Annotated in this window: 15 protein-coding genes and 1 tRNA gene; 7 read left to right on the forward strand and 9 right to left on the reverse strand. The window is 52.0% G+C overall.

Features of this window, described 5'->3' with window-relative positions:
- Nucleotides 1–414, forward strand: a 414-nt coding sequence (locus QW520_05245) for a hypothetical protein (GenBank protein MEM0449209.1), incomplete at its 5' end; no start/stop codon positions are given.
- Here QW520_05245 and QW520_05250 read toward each other — a convergent pair.
- Nucleotides 389–868 carry a Mut7-C RNAse domain-containing protein gene (locus tag QW520_05250; GenBank protein MEM0449210.1) on the reverse strand — a complete coding sequence of 160 codons (480 nt, stop codon included), beginning with the start codon at nucleotides 866–868 and terminating at the stop codon, nucleotides 389–391. The genes QW520_05245 and QW520_05250 overlap by 26 nt on opposite strands.
- Complete coding sequence (locus tag QW520_05255) at nucleotides 858–1,496, reverse strand: 2,5-diamino-6-(ribosylamino)-4(3H)-pyrimidinone 5'-phosphate reductase (protein ID MEM0449211.1); 639 nt, start codon at nucleotides 1,494–1,496, stop codon at nucleotides 858–860. Before QW520_05255 ends, QW520_05250 begins: the two co-directional genes overlap by 11 nt.
- 110 nt (nucleotides 1,497–1,606) lie before the next feature.
- Between QW520_05255 and QW520_05260 the strand changes: the two genes are divergently transcribed.
- Nucleotides 1,607–2,446, forward strand: coding sequence for a PAC2 family protein (locus QW520_05260; GenBank protein ID MEM0449212.1), 840 nt, complete (start codon nucleotides 1,607–1,609; stop codon nucleotides 2,444–2,446).
- Here the strand turns inward: QW520_05260 and rtcA are convergent.
- Nucleotides 2,431–3,525: an RNA 3'-terminal phosphate cyclase gene (rtcA, locus tag QW520_05265; GenBank protein MEM0449213.1), complete on the reverse strand. Its 1,095-nt coding sequence runs from the start codon at nucleotides 3,523–3,525 to the stop codon at nucleotides 2,431–2,433. The two genes, QW520_05260 and rtcA, sit on opposite strands and share 16 nt — an antisense overlap.
- 223 nt (nucleotides 3,526–3,748) lie before the next feature.
- Between rtcA and QW520_05270 the strand changes: the two genes are divergently transcribed.
- From QW520_05270 to QW520_05285, 4 genes are all read left to right on the forward strand, one after another.
- Nucleotides 3,749–5,593 carry a cation:proton antiporter gene (locus QW520_05270; GenBank protein MEM0449214.1) on the forward strand — a complete coding sequence of 615 codons (1,845 nt, stop codon included), beginning with the start codon at nucleotides 3,749–3,751 and terminating at the stop codon, nucleotides 5,591–5,593.
- Between the two features lie 66 nt (nucleotides 5,594–5,659).
- Nucleotides 5,660–6,379 (forward strand): DUF1638 domain-containing protein, encoded by a 720-nt coding sequence (locus tag QW520_05275; protein ID MEM0449215.1) that lies wholly within the window; start codon nucleotides 5,660–5,662, stop codon nucleotides 6,377–6,379.
- A gap of 264 nt (nucleotides 6,380–6,643) precedes the next feature.
- Nucleotides 6,644–7,984: an Ig-like domain-containing protein gene (locus QW520_05280; protein ID MEM0449216.1), complete on the forward strand. Its 1,341-nt coding sequence runs from the start codon at nucleotides 6,644–6,646 to the stop codon at nucleotides 7,982–7,984.
- 276 nt (nucleotides 7,985–8,260) lie between these two features.
- A complete protein-coding gene (locus QW520_05285) occupies nucleotides 8,261–8,671 on the forward strand; it encodes a hotdog fold thioesterase (GenBank protein MEM0449217.1) in 411 nt (136 codons plus the stop codon).
- A gap of 5 nt (nucleotides 8,672–8,676) precedes the next feature.
- Here QW520_05285 and QW520_05290 read toward each other — a convergent pair.
- The 5 genes from QW520_05290 to QW520_05310 all read right to left on the reverse strand — a co-directional run bounded on the left by QW520_05290 (nucleotide 8,677) and on the right by QW520_05310 (nucleotide 10,361).
- Nucleotides 8,677–8,748 (reverse strand) — tRNA-Gly (locus QW520_05290).
- Between the two features lie 92 nt (nucleotides 8,749–8,840).
- The gene (locus QW520_05295; protein MEM0449218.1) at nucleotides 8,841–9,098 is read right to left on the reverse strand and encodes a UPF0147 family protein; all 258 of its coding nucleotides are present in this window, start codon (nucleotides 9,096–9,098) and stop codon (nucleotides 8,841–8,843) included.
- A gap of 35 nt (nucleotides 9,099–9,133) precedes the next feature.
- Nucleotides 9,134–9,556 (reverse strand): Lrp/AsnC family transcriptional regulator, encoded by a 423-nt coding sequence (locus QW520_05300; GenBank protein MEM0449219.1) that lies wholly within the window; start codon nucleotides 9,554–9,556, stop codon nucleotides 9,134–9,136.
- A 34-nt stretch (nucleotides 9,557–9,590) separates the two neighbouring features.
- Nucleotides 9,591–9,812: a hypothetical protein gene (locus tag QW520_05305; GenBank protein MEM0449220.1), complete on the reverse strand. Its 222-nt coding sequence runs from the start codon at nucleotides 9,810–9,812 to the stop codon at nucleotides 9,591–9,593.
- Nucleotides 9,813–9,881: 69 nt separating this feature from the next.
- On the reverse strand, nucleotides 9,882–10,361 hold the full coding sequence (locus tag QW520_05310) for a GNAT family N-acetyltransferase (protein ID MEM0449221.1): 480 nt from the start codon (nucleotides 10,359–10,361) through the stop codon (nucleotides 9,882–9,884).
- A gap of 106 nt (nucleotides 10,362–10,467) precedes the next feature.
- Between QW520_05310 and asnS the strand changes: the two genes are divergently transcribed.
- Entirely contained in the window at nucleotides 10,468–11,766 is a 1,299-nt protein-coding gene (gene asnS / locus QW520_05315; protein MEM0449222.1) for an asparagine--tRNA ligase, read from the forward strand.
- On the opposite strand, the gene QW520_05320 is transcribed toward asnS, so the two are convergent.
- On the reverse strand, nucleotides 11,757–12,824 hold the full coding sequence (locus tag QW520_05320) for a M20/M25/M40 family metallo-hydrolase (protein ID MEM0449223.1): 1,068 nt from the start codon (nucleotides 12,822–12,824) through the stop codon (nucleotides 11,757–11,759). The genes asnS and QW520_05320 overlap by 10 nt on opposite strands.
- Nucleotides 12,825–12,859 lie beyond the last annotated feature (35 nt).

Consider the following 12,859-nt stretch of genomic DNA (forward strand, 5'->3'; position numbering starts at 1 on the left):
GATTACTCCTGCCCTATATACTGTGGAAATGAAGTGGTGGGGGAGGAGCAGGGGCGCCTGGCGGTGAACGCCCTCACCAGGAAGGTGGAGGTGTGGAGCGAAAAATTGGATGTAGTCTACACCCTGGAGGCAGCGCACCACAAAGCCACACCTTCGTTCGGCCAAGAGGAGGCGGACGAATTGGCGCGAAAAGAGGTGCTGCGCCTGCACAGCAGAGAAAAAGAAATGGTGCGAGATGAGGGCCATGTGACCATGACCGAGCGCAAGCGCGTTGCCCCCCGTGCCAACGATATACATCTGGACCGCAAGGGCATATTCTATCTCCCCATCTGGTGCATAGAAGGAATATATGGTGTAATGATCATCAATGCGGGCACAGGAAAGATCGTCAGCGAGGATTTCTATCGCTTCTAGCCTCGATGCCTGCTATACGTCGCTGGATATTGGCCCAGTGCGTTCCTTTCCAATAGATCTTGCCGCAGGATAGGCAGCGATGGAACTGATCTTGCAACTGCAAGGTCCTTTGTGGCACCCTCCCCTTCACCTCCTCTTTGCTCACGCTCTCCAAGGCACCATTGCATTCTGTGCATCTGCTCATCTCCAAATCGGTTCTTAGACCAAGCTCATGCACCAATTGTAAAAGCTGCTCCTCCAAATTCTCTTCAGTGATCAAAATGGCGTATCGCCCGCCACGGGCAGCTAGGTCTTGGTCTCGCGTGAGAAGCAGCCTTCCTTGTTCCTTCGCCATTTTTAGAAGCTCATCGTCCTCAAGCACGCTATAATAGGTAGTGTCATATCCCATCATCCTCAGCCAGCGCGCCAGAGATCCTAGCATCCCATCCGCCAGGAATTTAGGCTCAGCCAGCATTCTTCATGACCTCGTACTTTAAGAGCACACCGTCACCCAGTACTTTGCATTCGATTAGCCTTAATCTGACACACTTCCCCTCATCGAATCCTTCCCCGTCCACGGGCGAGGGCGCATCCCTCCCTCCCAGCACCATTGAGCCGACGAATACGACATATTCGTCCACCAGTCCCTCTTTGAAGAAGGACCATATCGTTTCACCCCCTCCCTCCACCATTAGCCTGCTCACCCCCCTGAGCTCTAGCTCCCGCATCAATTGGTGTAAATCGACCTTCTCTTTGCCCAGGCGCACCGTCTCCGCCCCCTCCCATTCCTTGCTGCATTCCTCGCAGGTGGCTATGAGAGTTCTCGCTCGTTCATCGAGCACTCTGGCACTCTGCGGAGTCCTTCCTTTCGAGTCTAGCACCACACGCAACGGATTACGCTGCCGGTCTAACCCCTTCACCGTCAGGTGAGGATCGTCTGATATTATTGTGTTCACGCCTACCAGAATGGCATCGCACTCCGCGCGCAGCCGCTGCACTCGTTCCAAGTCCTCAGGGGACGATATCCTCACCTGCTTCCGCGCCCTTCCGGCGATTTTCCCGTCGGCGGTCATGGCGCAGTTTACTATAACATGAGGTCTCATCGCACGCTTTCAGGGCAGGATGCCAAAATAAAGGTTACTGACCTTTGCGCACTCGAGAACTCGAATCAAGAACCTACAAAATAAGTACACAATGCGCACATTGCCTTTTGATGAACGGGATAGATATAATCGACATTAAAGAGAAGAACATCAAGGGCGCGTACGTCATCGACGGCTTCCCCTCTGTGGGCTTGGTAGGTTCCATTGTGGCCAATTATTTGGTGAGCTTTCTCAATTTGGAACAGATAGCCGTGGTCGATTCCATCTACTTCCCTTCCATTTCTTTAGTGCGCGAGGGTGTACCATTGAGTCCTGTGAGGGTTTATGGCGGCTCTTTGGGAACCAAGGGCCAAGAGAAGGTGGTGGTCTTCGTCTCCGAGTTCCAACCCGCCCAGGACATACTCAAGCCCTTGGCCATCACCATGATGGATTGGGTAGAGGATCACAAATGCAAGATGGTCATCTCCCCCGAAGGCCTACTAAGCAAAGATGACTCTGAGCGCATTGAAGCTTTGGCCAAAGCCAGCTCAGAAAAATTAGCCGAATATGGCGCGGCCATATCTGACGATGCCATCGAGCCAGGAGCTGGAGTAAGGGTTTGGGGAGTGGGTTCCACGCCCTCAGTCAGGCAGATAATGAAGCAGATCGATGTGAAGACGTTCGAGAATGGGGTCATTGCAGGCTTCGCGGGCGTGCTGCTGAATGAGGGCGTAGCTAGAGATTTTGACGTCTTGACCCTCCTGGCCGAAGCGCATGCTGAATACCCTGATGCTAGGGCTGCGGCGGCGATTATGACCGTGATCGACCGCATGCTGCTACACGTGGAATTGGATCTAAAACCGCTGCTGGAGGAGGCGGCCCTCATAGAGGATACCCTTAAGGAGATACAGAAGAAGGCCATAAACGAAGAAGAGAGCTCCAAGAGGAAGACCAGCTATATGTATGGCTGAGGCTTTACACGCAGCAGGACGCCACGGTCGATGGGCTCGAAATCAATCGAGGCATTTAGGAATCTTCGCATCAGATCGGCCTGAGATTGCAGATGTCCAGTGATCTCTCGCACCACAACCCGCGACTCATCCTCTGCCAGTGCCATAAAGGGGAGGAGCTGATCGGCGGCATGCGCATCCACAGTGGCCGCAGAGTGAATCTCCTTCTTTAAGGCTTGGGCCGCATCCTCGCCCACCTTCTCTGCTGGAACTCCTCTCTCTCCAAGGCCATCTGCCGATAGGAGACAATTCTCGAAATCTGCGAGAATGAATATGCCTGCTCCCGTGGAATCACCCAAGCTCCGCTCGGTATAAAGGCTGATATTGGCGCCTAAAAATGATTTTCTAAAGGCCGCTGCCATTCTTTGGGCCACATGCTCAGGAAGGTTCTGTGTGAAGACTCTTCCCTTGAGGTGCTTAAGTCCACCTCTTCTCTCTAGGTTCAAAGGCAGGAATCTGGATGGTGGCTCCCACCTCACCACAGCCCTCCCTCCCCCCTCTGGATAGAATCCTCTTTTCATCTCCACTAGAGCGCATCTCGCACCCATTCTTTCCAGTTGCGGAAACAGGGTCAGCTCGTAGAAGTCTATGGGAGGGGACCAACGCACGTTCGTACCTCCCATTACTTCGAAAATAAAAGGTTGTGGAGTTCGAGCGCTGGCCAGTAGGCAGGCCTGGAGCACAAGGGTCACGCTGCCGGCGGTACCCACGCTCATCTTATACTGGCCTGGCTTTACCCTTCCAGGTGAGAAGAGTATTTCTGTCGACCCCACTCTATTGCCTTTCACCACTGCATCGCAAAGTCGCGCCACCCCCTCTATGGCGCACACATGCTGTGCCTGCAGCCCAGGATTAGGTCGGCCAGCTCTAATATTGCAAATGCGCGTCTCCTGTCCGATAAGGGAGGAAAGCGCCACTGAGGTCCTGATAATCTGGCCTCCCCCCTCCCCCCTCGCCCCATCAACCTCTATCAAACCCTCAGCCTCCAGACGCGTCTCTGCCCTCCACGGAGTTGAATTATCTTTTGACGAATTAGGCACCTAGGCTATAAAAGCAATATAGCGAGGGCAAGACTGGCTAGAAAAAGTATTTCTACGCTGCAGCGTGATGCGGGCGAGGGATGCACTAGGTTGCTGGCCAATGGCTAGCTTCGCCGATATGCCCAGCTCACGCCTAGGTGATGATGAAGAGAGGGACGCTAAACTTGGTTTGTGTTCCTGATCTCGTAGCTCAGGGCGCCACTGCGTACCAAGGGGAGTCACGATGCTAGGGAACCTGCAGTTGTTGATGCAATTGGGGGTGATAATGCTCTTCGCCTTCATCGCAGCCTCACTGGCCTCGAGATTCAAGCAGAGCGTCATCTTGGGTTACATAATCGTTGGAGCGCTTATCGGCCCCTATGTCAGCTTGAACCTCTTTGGAATTCAGTACAATGGTCTAGTGCAAGACATCAGCTTTGTCGAATATCTCTCCCAGCTCGGCTTGGTCCTGTTACTCTTCTTCTTAGGCCTGGAGTTCTCCTTCACCAAGCTGCGCAAGATCAAAGGCCCTGCCACCCTGCTAGCGCTTTTGAATACTGGGGTGGATCTTTTCATGGGCGTGGTACTGGGCATGGCCTTGGGATGGCCCCTTGTGGATACCATATTCTTGGCTGGCGTAGTGGCCATGGGCAGCGCGGCCATTACTGGGAAGTCCCTCATGGAGCTCAATAGGTTCTCCAATCCCGAGACCGAGGTCCTCCTGGGGATGATGGTGATGGAAGACTTCGTCTCCATGATAGTGCTAGCTATCATGGGAGGTCTGATTATGCAGGCTGGAAGCATTGGGCTAGGGGCGGAGAGCATCCCGAATTTGCTCCTCGGCATCGGCGTCTTCTTCGCCTTCTTCGCCTTCCTGGCCGCCGTGGTGATACCCCGCACCGCCTCTTACCTCTCCCAGATAAAGAGCGACGAGCTCTTCGTCCTCTTCGCTTTGGGAATGGTCTTCCTCTCCGCGGCCCTGGCGGAGGCCTCAGGAGTGCCAGCGATAATAGGCGCCTTCTTCCTGGGCATGGTCTTCTCCGAGACCAAGCTCGCCGAGCGTTTCGGCATGCGCCTGACCTCTTTCAGAGACGTTTTCGTGGCCATATTCTTCGTCTTCTTCGGAATGCTTATCGATCCAGCAATGTTCCCTGGCATAATCACGGTGGTGCTGATCGCGGTCCCCGTAGCCCTGCTAGGGGAGATGATCATATTGCCGGCTATAGCTTACCTCATGGGCTTCAGCTCGCGCGCGGCAGTTTCCATGGGAGCATCCATGTGTGGAAGGGGTGCGGAGTCGATCATGTACGCGAGCATGGGCAGCGGGGCGGCAGGAGTAACCAAGGGAGCGGAAATCAACCCCTTCGCTGGCCTTTTCTGTTTCACCATGAGCCTCATCACTCCCGCACTTATCCGCTTCAGCGACCAGATAGCACGGTTTTTTTCCAAGCTGCTGCCATCCTACGTCAAGCAAGGGGGGGCCATAATGTCTAGGACCATGGGAAAAATCCTCCTTCCTTCTTCCCTCAAGCTTTTCAAGCGCAGCAGGAGGATAGAGGTGAGCCTTATAGCCTATTTCCTCTCCCTCTTGGTGGTTGCGGGGACTACTGGTATTTGGCATTGGCTGACTTTCTTCGCAGCCCTTAGCTTAACCGTCTGGATCTCCTATATGTTGAAGGTCGAGCTGGCCCCTGTGGTGCGCTCAATAAACTATGAGAATTTGGGGGCCAGTGGTAAAGGCTCCCAACAGATCAGCCATTTCATCGCCTCTTTCATCTCTATAAGCCTTCTGGCTATACTGGTGGTGGCCTTTTTATTCCAACTAGCCTGGTGGCTGAGCCTGGTGGTGATGGCTTCTTATGCCATAGCGCTGCTGTTGCTCATGAACCATTATGCCAAAATCATCCGCAATCCATTCACGGCATCGGCCATAAGGTCGCCCCGACCGTGGTCATTAGAGACGACTACTCTTGTATCATTACCGCATAAGTCTCCCGAAAGGATGAAAGGTGAACCCTCGGCCATTGCGCCTAGCCAATCCGTCGAGAGAGAGGCCCATGAGCCAAAAAGGAAATGGAAGTATCTTTAGCTGAGGACAGCAGGGCATGCAATCAAAGTTAAGCCCGTGGTATAATGCATCAGAATTAAATTGTAGATGCGCTCCTCTATGAGGAGAAGAGGACGCATCATGCAGAGCAATGGCATCCGGGTGGGAATCGTCGCATGCGAAATACTGAAACGTGAGATCGAGAATCTGACCAAAGACGATCCAGACATCGTGCACCGTGAGTACCTGGAATTCGCTCTGCATGTGGATTCGGCGGAATTGAAGGTAAGGGTCAGGGAGAGAGTCTCCGCGCTGAAGGGCAAGGTCGACGCAGTCTTCCTCGGATATGGGGTGTGCCAATCTTTAAGGGGCGTGACCAAGGAATTGGAGGTGCCCACATCCATGCTGGAGGCGGATGACTGCATCGCCGCTCTACTAACTCCAGTGGAGTACGAGAGGGAGAAGAGGAAATGCACCGGCACTTGGTTCTCCAGTCCGGGCTGGGCAGAGCTAGGGTTTAAGGGAGCTATAAAAGAGCTGCATCTGGATTGTATGGTGGATCAAGGCTACGATCCCATGTATTTTCTCAAGATGCTCTTCACTGGCTATTCGCGCTGCCTGTACATCTCGACCAATGTAGAAGATGAGCAGGGATATGTGGAGAAATCGAAAGCATTCGCCGAGCTGCTAAGTCTAAGGCACGAATGCCGAGGATGCGATATGAGCGTGCTGGAGAAAGCTTTGATGAGAGCCAAGGAATTGGCCTATATCGAAAGATGCTCTTTGGGCAAATGTGAACAGGCTGTCCCTGAAGGCTGTTCGCGATAAATCTATCATAAAAACTAGCATTTCAACCATCGGGCTCGGGTAAAAACAGGTTCAGACAATAGTTTAAAAAAATGCGTTGCTGGACATGATAATGGTTAGTAAGAAAGGTTATTATCTTTTTGGATAATAATAAAGAGAATAGAGATAAATATATATAATTCACCATCCAAACATATATCAATCTTTAAAGGCGAAAATTGAGAGCCTGTATAGGGGGAGGCTCTAGTTGCGCTTTAAGGAAGTTCGGAAACGGAGGGAGGATGAATGAAAACGAGATTGAGGAGCACGATGGCGTTTGTCATGGTAGCGATGCTGGCCATGGCCTTCGCCGTGCCCGCAACGGTCCTGGCAGCGCCTGAGCCTGGCGATGACGCGATTTTCGATGAACTAGGGGAATATGGGCTGTGGATCAACACTGATTTATATCCAGTCAATCCGATGGATCCAGGTTACAAGATATGGGCTGGTTATCTTGTGATCTACAATGTGGACAAGGATGAGAGCTATAACGCTTATTGTCTTGACTACAACAAACCGTTGAACTATGACGACGCCATGGTAATCGACGATCTGCTGACCGCGGAAGAATGGTGCAAGGTCAACTGGGTGTTGAACAACTATCAGGCTGAGGGCGCGGCAGATCCGAATCTAGAGGCAGCTGCGATACAGGCGGTAATCTGGATGATAACCTACAATGATGATGACTTAGGAATCAGCCTGGCTAATGTTAGTATGAGGGCAGCAGAGATATATGGTACGATTCCGGCGAATTGCGCGTTCCCAGCTAGCCTTGAGCTGTCACCCGCTTGCCAGAGTGTGGGCGTGGGAGAGGCGGCAACGATAACGGCCACGGTGCTGGACAACAATGGAAACCCGATGCCGGGGGTGGAGGTAGCCTTCCATGTGCATGGATGCTGCGACTATGACGAGTTCGTTACCACGGATTGCAACGGCGAAGCATCGATCGAAGTCATGTGCTGCCATGAGGGCATGATGATCACCGTCACCGCTGAAGTGAAGGGAGGCTATGGAAGGCTGGTCGAACATGTGTTGGAGACCGGACAGGACGTGGTCCTGCTACCGGGAATGCTGAGCGACATAGCTTGCGTGCGGTGCTGCTACTATCCCGATGGCTATACCATGGGTTTCTGGAAGACCAACATTGGCAAGCTCTGGGGATATGACAAGGGAAAGGGAACCCAGGTGACTAAGGATCAGGTCCTATACGCACTGGCTTGGATAGATGATCTAACAAAAAAACACGTCATCCCAGCCTTCGGAAGCTCTTATAACGGAGCCTTGGACTGGCTGAAAGATTTGACGCCCAAGAAAGCCTATGATATCCTGAACTACGAGAAGCCCACTACACCTATGAAGATGGCGAAGGCGCAGATGCTAGCCATGCTCTTGACCGCAGGACTCTATGAGCAGACCAAGGGCGAGGGATACTATCTGAATGGGTGTGTCGACATGCCTGAAGGCATGGAGGACATTAGCATCCATGAGGCCATGCACTGGATCGTGACTTGGTACCATGAGGGCAAGTATTCCAAGGCGGCCTCTTTGGCTGACTACATCAACAATCAGCCTGAGGGCGGATATTGAGTAAACCTTTGCACAACCCATGGCGAGGCCAGATCATAAAAGCCTCGCCATAAAACCATTTTAACCTTACTTTCTCTTATTTTCAGTAAGCGCGCTTTAGCATTATCGCTCTAACAGAAAATGACCAAAGAGGCGGTTGAGGCTCGAAAGCTACTTGGTTCTAAGTCTAGCCAATGCCGTCTGTTCAATGGTCTCGATTTAATCAGCAAAGTATGCTCATCCTCCTACAAGTGCATCATTTATCCTCAGCTCCGCTTATCTCATGAGGGGTGAAGAATGGGAGAGCCGCTCATCATCTACGAGGATATTGAAGAAAGACTAAAGGCCATTGATTGCAGCGAATACCCTATTATGATGAATATGAGGACCATCAAGATGACAGAGGAGGAAGTACAGGTGGAGATGGACCTAGAGGGCAAACGGAACAGCGTAGGCACAGCCCATGGAGGAGCAATTTTCTCACTCGCTGATCAAGCATTCGCCCTGGCCTGCAATATGGGGAAATATACACAGGTCGCTAAGGAGGCTAGCATCAGATTCCTACGGCCGGCAAGAGGAAAATTGATTGCCACGGCCAAGAAGAGAGCAGAGGATGAAAAAGGCTCAGTCTATGAAGTGGAAGTGCGTGAAGGGAATGTGCTGGTAGCCGTATTCGAAGGAAAGGGGCATAAGCTACTGCCCAGGTAATTAGGTGCGGCTGCCGGGATTCGAACCCGGGTTAGAAGCTTGGGAAGCTTCGGTCATAACCACTAGACCACAGCCGCTTTGACCCTCGGAATCGTGGCTGCAATGATAAACCTTTTCCCCTCTAAACACAGGCCAGATTGAAGGAGTCGGGAAAAAGAAAAAGCTGAGTTTATTTTATCGTCTCCAATTGGCTGATTATATTCCAGATTAGGGTACGACCATGCAAGGGTATGTTGGGGTCGTTGGCCAGCTCATCCAATATGAAGATAGCGCTGGCTGCCCTTACATCCAAGGCCTCTTTCTGTTGCAGCAGTCTTTCTTTGGCCGAGGTCGCCCCCCGCCTGATATTTCTAGGGACCGATGTATCCTCTGCCAGTTGGTCAAGGACATCGATGATCTGCTTCATCTTTGTGTCCGCGTCTACCATGCATCATCCCTCCTGGATCGTGAGAATATTTCGGTTCAGGCATCGCCTGTCGTCTCGCTCTCGCCTGGTTCGAAACGCAGCTCGCCCCGTTCCTTGAAAGTGCTCACCACCATTAGCGTCTTTGTATCTTTTACACCTTCTATCTTGGAAAGGTCTTCGATTATGAATCTTTTCAACTGGTTATAGGTCTGAACCTTAACTTTGGCCACTATATCCGTATCCCCCGTGACCAGAAACACATCCTCCACTGGCAGGAAACCGGAGATCCTTTCCGCAATTTTATCGGCATCTTTAGTGTCGACCTTGAGATTGATAAGGGCGGTGACCTGCTCATCGCCATAATAGTTTGAGATGACCTCATCCAGATCCGATTTGTCAGTTTCCTGCATATGTTTAACCTCCATTTCCGCCCTAAGGAAACGGCATCTCCTCCCATCAAGCCCGATATAGGACATCACCAACGCCAAGAGCAATAAGCTCTCAGCGTCGAGTTTACATAGCGGTCTCGAACTCTTCCTGGAGGTCGATTATGACCTGCTCTAGCACCTCCTCGAAGCTAGAGCTGCGGTACTCCCTCATTCCTCCTAGGTCGCTCTGCACTCTGGCGATGTAAGTATTGTTATTCTTGAGGAACTCCACATTGCACAGGGTCTCTTCCATTTGCTTCACCTCTAGCTGCTTCGAGCGAGGGCAGATATCAAGCGCCGAATACACGGTTCACTATTTAAAAATTCGTGAACCTAAGATTTGTACTTTTAAGCTTGCCAGTCATTAAATCAATCTCTAGAGCCCTTGTGGATTTGGGGGTTCTTCGTTCTCCATTTTATAAATCTTCTTCTCCATGTAGAAGGCGTCATGGCCCGCGCCATAATAGTTTTTTATGATGCCCGCAATTTCATATCCCTGCCTTAAATAAAGGTGTAAAGCTATCAAGTTGGAGATGGAGACTTCCAGAGATATCTCCCTCACCCCTTTTTCTATGCATCCCAGCTCTACTTTCTCCATTAATCTTTTAGCCACGCCCCTACCCCTGAATGCGGGAAGAACGGCAAGGGATACCAGTCTTGCGCTTTCCCTTGCATCCAAATAAGCCGAGGCATACCCCGTTAGTACCCCATCTGTCTCATCCACCACGGTCATGAAGGCGTTTGAGCACAAAAGAAAGGCCAGAAGCGCTCGGGGAAATCTTTCTTTACGGAATGAGGAGCGCTCAATCCTCTCCAATCCTCGAAGGTCGTCCTCCTTTGCAAGCCTCACGACCATGCCAAGCAATCAATCGACACCGAAGATAAACATATCCTTTCTCGAACCCGCGCCTATCATCCATGGGACCGAAAGGGAAAACTATCTGTAAGTGGTTGAAGAGCCTATGGTCCCCTCCAGGAAGATCTCTCAGATTTTCGCCTCCCCTGCAGAGGGAGGCAGTGAGACCATAAAAGGATGGATATACCGCATTCGCAGTAGCGGTGCCATCGTCTTTGCGGTGGTGCGGGACTCAACTGGCATAATGCAGGTGACGGTGAAAAAGGGCTCCCTACCCGAAGAAGAATTCGAAGCGGCGAAATCTGCTCCAGTGGAGTCGTCAGTGATCGTGAGCGGAGAGCTTCGTGAGGATCCTCGAGCTCCAGGTGGTTATGAGATAAAGGCAACCCGCTTTAAGCTGGTATCCTTAGCACAGCCATTTCCCATCACGGAGTATCAGAGCGAAGAGCTTCTGCTGGACAATCGTCATCTCTGGATTAGGTCCAGGGAGCAGGCAGCGGTGATGAAAGTGAAAGCCTCTTTGTTGGAAGGGGCCAGGGAATGGTTGAAGCATAACGATTTCATCGAGGTCACCCCACCCGTTCTAACGCAGAATGCATGCGAGGGCGGGGTGACCCTGTTTAAGCTAAAATACTTCGATCGCGAAGCGTATCTAAGTCAGAGTGCCCAGATGTATTTGGAAGCACTGATATTTTCCTTGGAGCGAGTGTATTCCCTAACCCCTTCTTTCCGGGCCGAGAAATCTAGGACCACGAGGCACCTTACCGAGTACTGGCACCTGGAACTCGAGGAGGCCTGGATGGATAATGAAGAGAACATGGAGGTGCAGGAAGGACTGGTCGCGGCCATGGTGGAAAAGGCGAGGGTCGAGCGTCCTGAGGAATTGAGATTGCTAGGAAGGGATCCGAATGATTTGAAGGAGGTACGCCCACCCTTCAAGCGAACACCTTATTCCCAGGCCATAGAAAAGCTGAGATCCCTCGGCTTCGAGCTTAACTTCGGAAGCGATCTGGGGGCACCTGAGGAAAGGGCTTTCACTGCAGACGAGAAAGTCCCAGTCTTCATCACCAATTTCCCCAAAGAGATAAAGGCCTTCTATATGAAGGAAGATCCTCAAGATCCCAGGACCGTCAAATGTTCCGACCTTTTAGCCCCAGAGGGTTATGGAGAGATAATCGGGGGCTCAGAGAGGGAGACAGACCTGGAAAAACTAATACAAAGGCTTCAACAAGACAACATACCTATCGAGGCCTATCAATGGTACCTGGATCTTAGGAGGTTTGGATCCGTGCCGCATTCAGGCTTTGGCTTGGGCGTGGAGAGGGTCGTGCGGTGGATCTGCAAGCTGGAGCACATCCGTGACGCAGTGCCATTTCCCCGCACCGTAGCTCGCTGCTATCCCTGAGCCATCCGCTCCGCCATCGCCGTATAAATTTCCACTGCCCGTTCTAGCTGCCATCTCTCCACATACTCGTCGTCCGCATGCGCCATGGTCATGGCTCCAGGTCCGCAGACCAAGACATTAGGGTTCACAGCAGCGTAGATCGGGGCCTCTGTGGCATAGGGCACGATGGTGAGTTCAGAACCCGTAACTTCTTGTGCCAATCGTGCTATCTCTGAGTTGGGGTCCGCCTCATAGGCTTCCAGTTCATATAGCATCTGGATATCATAGTCCGCGCCTTTCAGCTCATCCATTATGATGGTCCTGACCTTTTGATAGGTCAAAGGCTTGGGAAAGCGGGCATCTATGTCCACCTCGCATTTATCGGGGACCATGTTGGATTTGATACCCCCTCGAATCATGGAGATGCAGAGAGTCATATCTTCAGTGGGTCCTTCGGGAGCCCTTGCCCACTTATTCAATCGTTCAAGGAGGGACGACATCTTCTGTATGGCGTTCTCCCCCAGCCAGGGCTGGCTCGCATGAGCCGCTGTGCCATAGGTGGTGAGACGGAAGCGTGAAATGCCTTTCTCCTTATAGGCTGGAAGAAGATCGGTGGGCTCACCAACCAATATGCCCTTGGCCTCCTTTACCACGTCTAGCTCGGCAAGAGCGTATGCCCCTGTCATCTTCTCCTCCTCATCCGTGGTCAAAAGGACGGAGAAGCGAAGATCCTGGCGCATTAATTCGACGCAGGCGTGCAACATTGATGCCACCGCACCCTTCATGTCCGCCGCCCCCCTGCCATATATACGACCGCCTACCACCTGTCCTTGCTCCATCTCCCAATTGTTCCCTATAGGGACGGTGTCCAAATGACCTGAGAGGATGAGGCCACCTGCACCATTAGTAGCGCATATCGCCGGCAAGTTCTCCTGCCCATGCAAAGTGACGCTCATGCCCAGGTCCGAGAACCAATCCATCACATAGGAGACGATCTGGTACTTATCCTGGCCATAAGCGCTGGGCCGGGCTAGCAGATCCAGAAGGGTTTGCACCACCTTACCTGTGCGCCGCGGCATCCAGTTCACCCAGCTCAAATAATCGATTAAGACTT

It is taken from the genome of Methanomassiliicoccales archaeon (assembly GCA_038740345.1).
Taxonomy (GTDB): Archaea; Thermoplasmatota; Thermoplasmata; order Methanomassiliicoccales; family UBA472; genus JAJRAN01.

What these genes read in the sequence shown, in the direction of transcription:
- QW520_05250 (MEM0449210.1), bottom strand. Translation starts at nt 868, where the DNA reads ATGCTGGCTGAGCCTAAATTCCTGGCGGATGGGATGCTAGGATCTCTG.
- QW520_05255 (MEM0449211.1), bottom strand. Translation starts at nt 1,496, where the DNA reads ATGAGACCTCATGTTATAGTAAACTGCGCCATGACCGCCGACGGGAAA.
- QW520_05260 (MEM0449212.1), top strand. Translation starts at nt 1,607, where the DNA reads ATGAACGGGATAGATATAATCGACATTAAAGAGAAGAACATCAAGGGC.
- QW520_05270 (MEM0449214.1), top strand. Translation starts at nt 3,749, where the DNA reads ATGCTAGGGAACCTGCAGTTGTTGATGCAATTGGGGGTGATAATGCTC.
- QW520_05275 (MEM0449215.1), top strand. Translation starts at nt 5,660, where the DNA reads ATGCGCTCCTCTATGAGGAGAAGAGGACGCATCATGCAGAGCAATGGC.
- QW520_05280 (MEM0449216.1), top strand. Translation starts at nt 6,644, where the DNA reads ATGAAAACGAGATTGAGGAGCACGATGGCGTTTGTCATGGTAGCGATG.
- QW520_05285 (MEM0449217.1), top strand. Translation starts at nt 8,261, where the DNA reads ATGGGAGAGCCGCTCATCATCTACGAGGATATTGAAGAAAGACTAAAG.
- QW520_05295 (MEM0449218.1), bottom strand. Translation starts at nt 9,098, where the DNA reads ATGGTAGACGCGGACACAAAGATGAAGCAGATCATCGATGTCCTTGAC.
- QW520_05310 (MEM0449221.1), bottom strand. Translation starts at nt 10,361, where the DNA reads ATGGTCGTGAGGCTTGCAAAGGAGGACGACCTTCGAGGATTGGAGAGG.
- asnS (MEM0449222.1), top strand. Translation starts at nt 10,468, where the DNA reads ATGGTCCCCTCCAGGAAGATCTCTCAGATTTTCGCCTCCCCTGCAGAG.
- QW520_05320 (MEM0449223.1), bottom strand. Translation starts at nt 12,824, where the DNA reads ATGCCGCGGCGCACAGGTAAGGTGGTGCAAACCCTTCTGGATCTGCTA.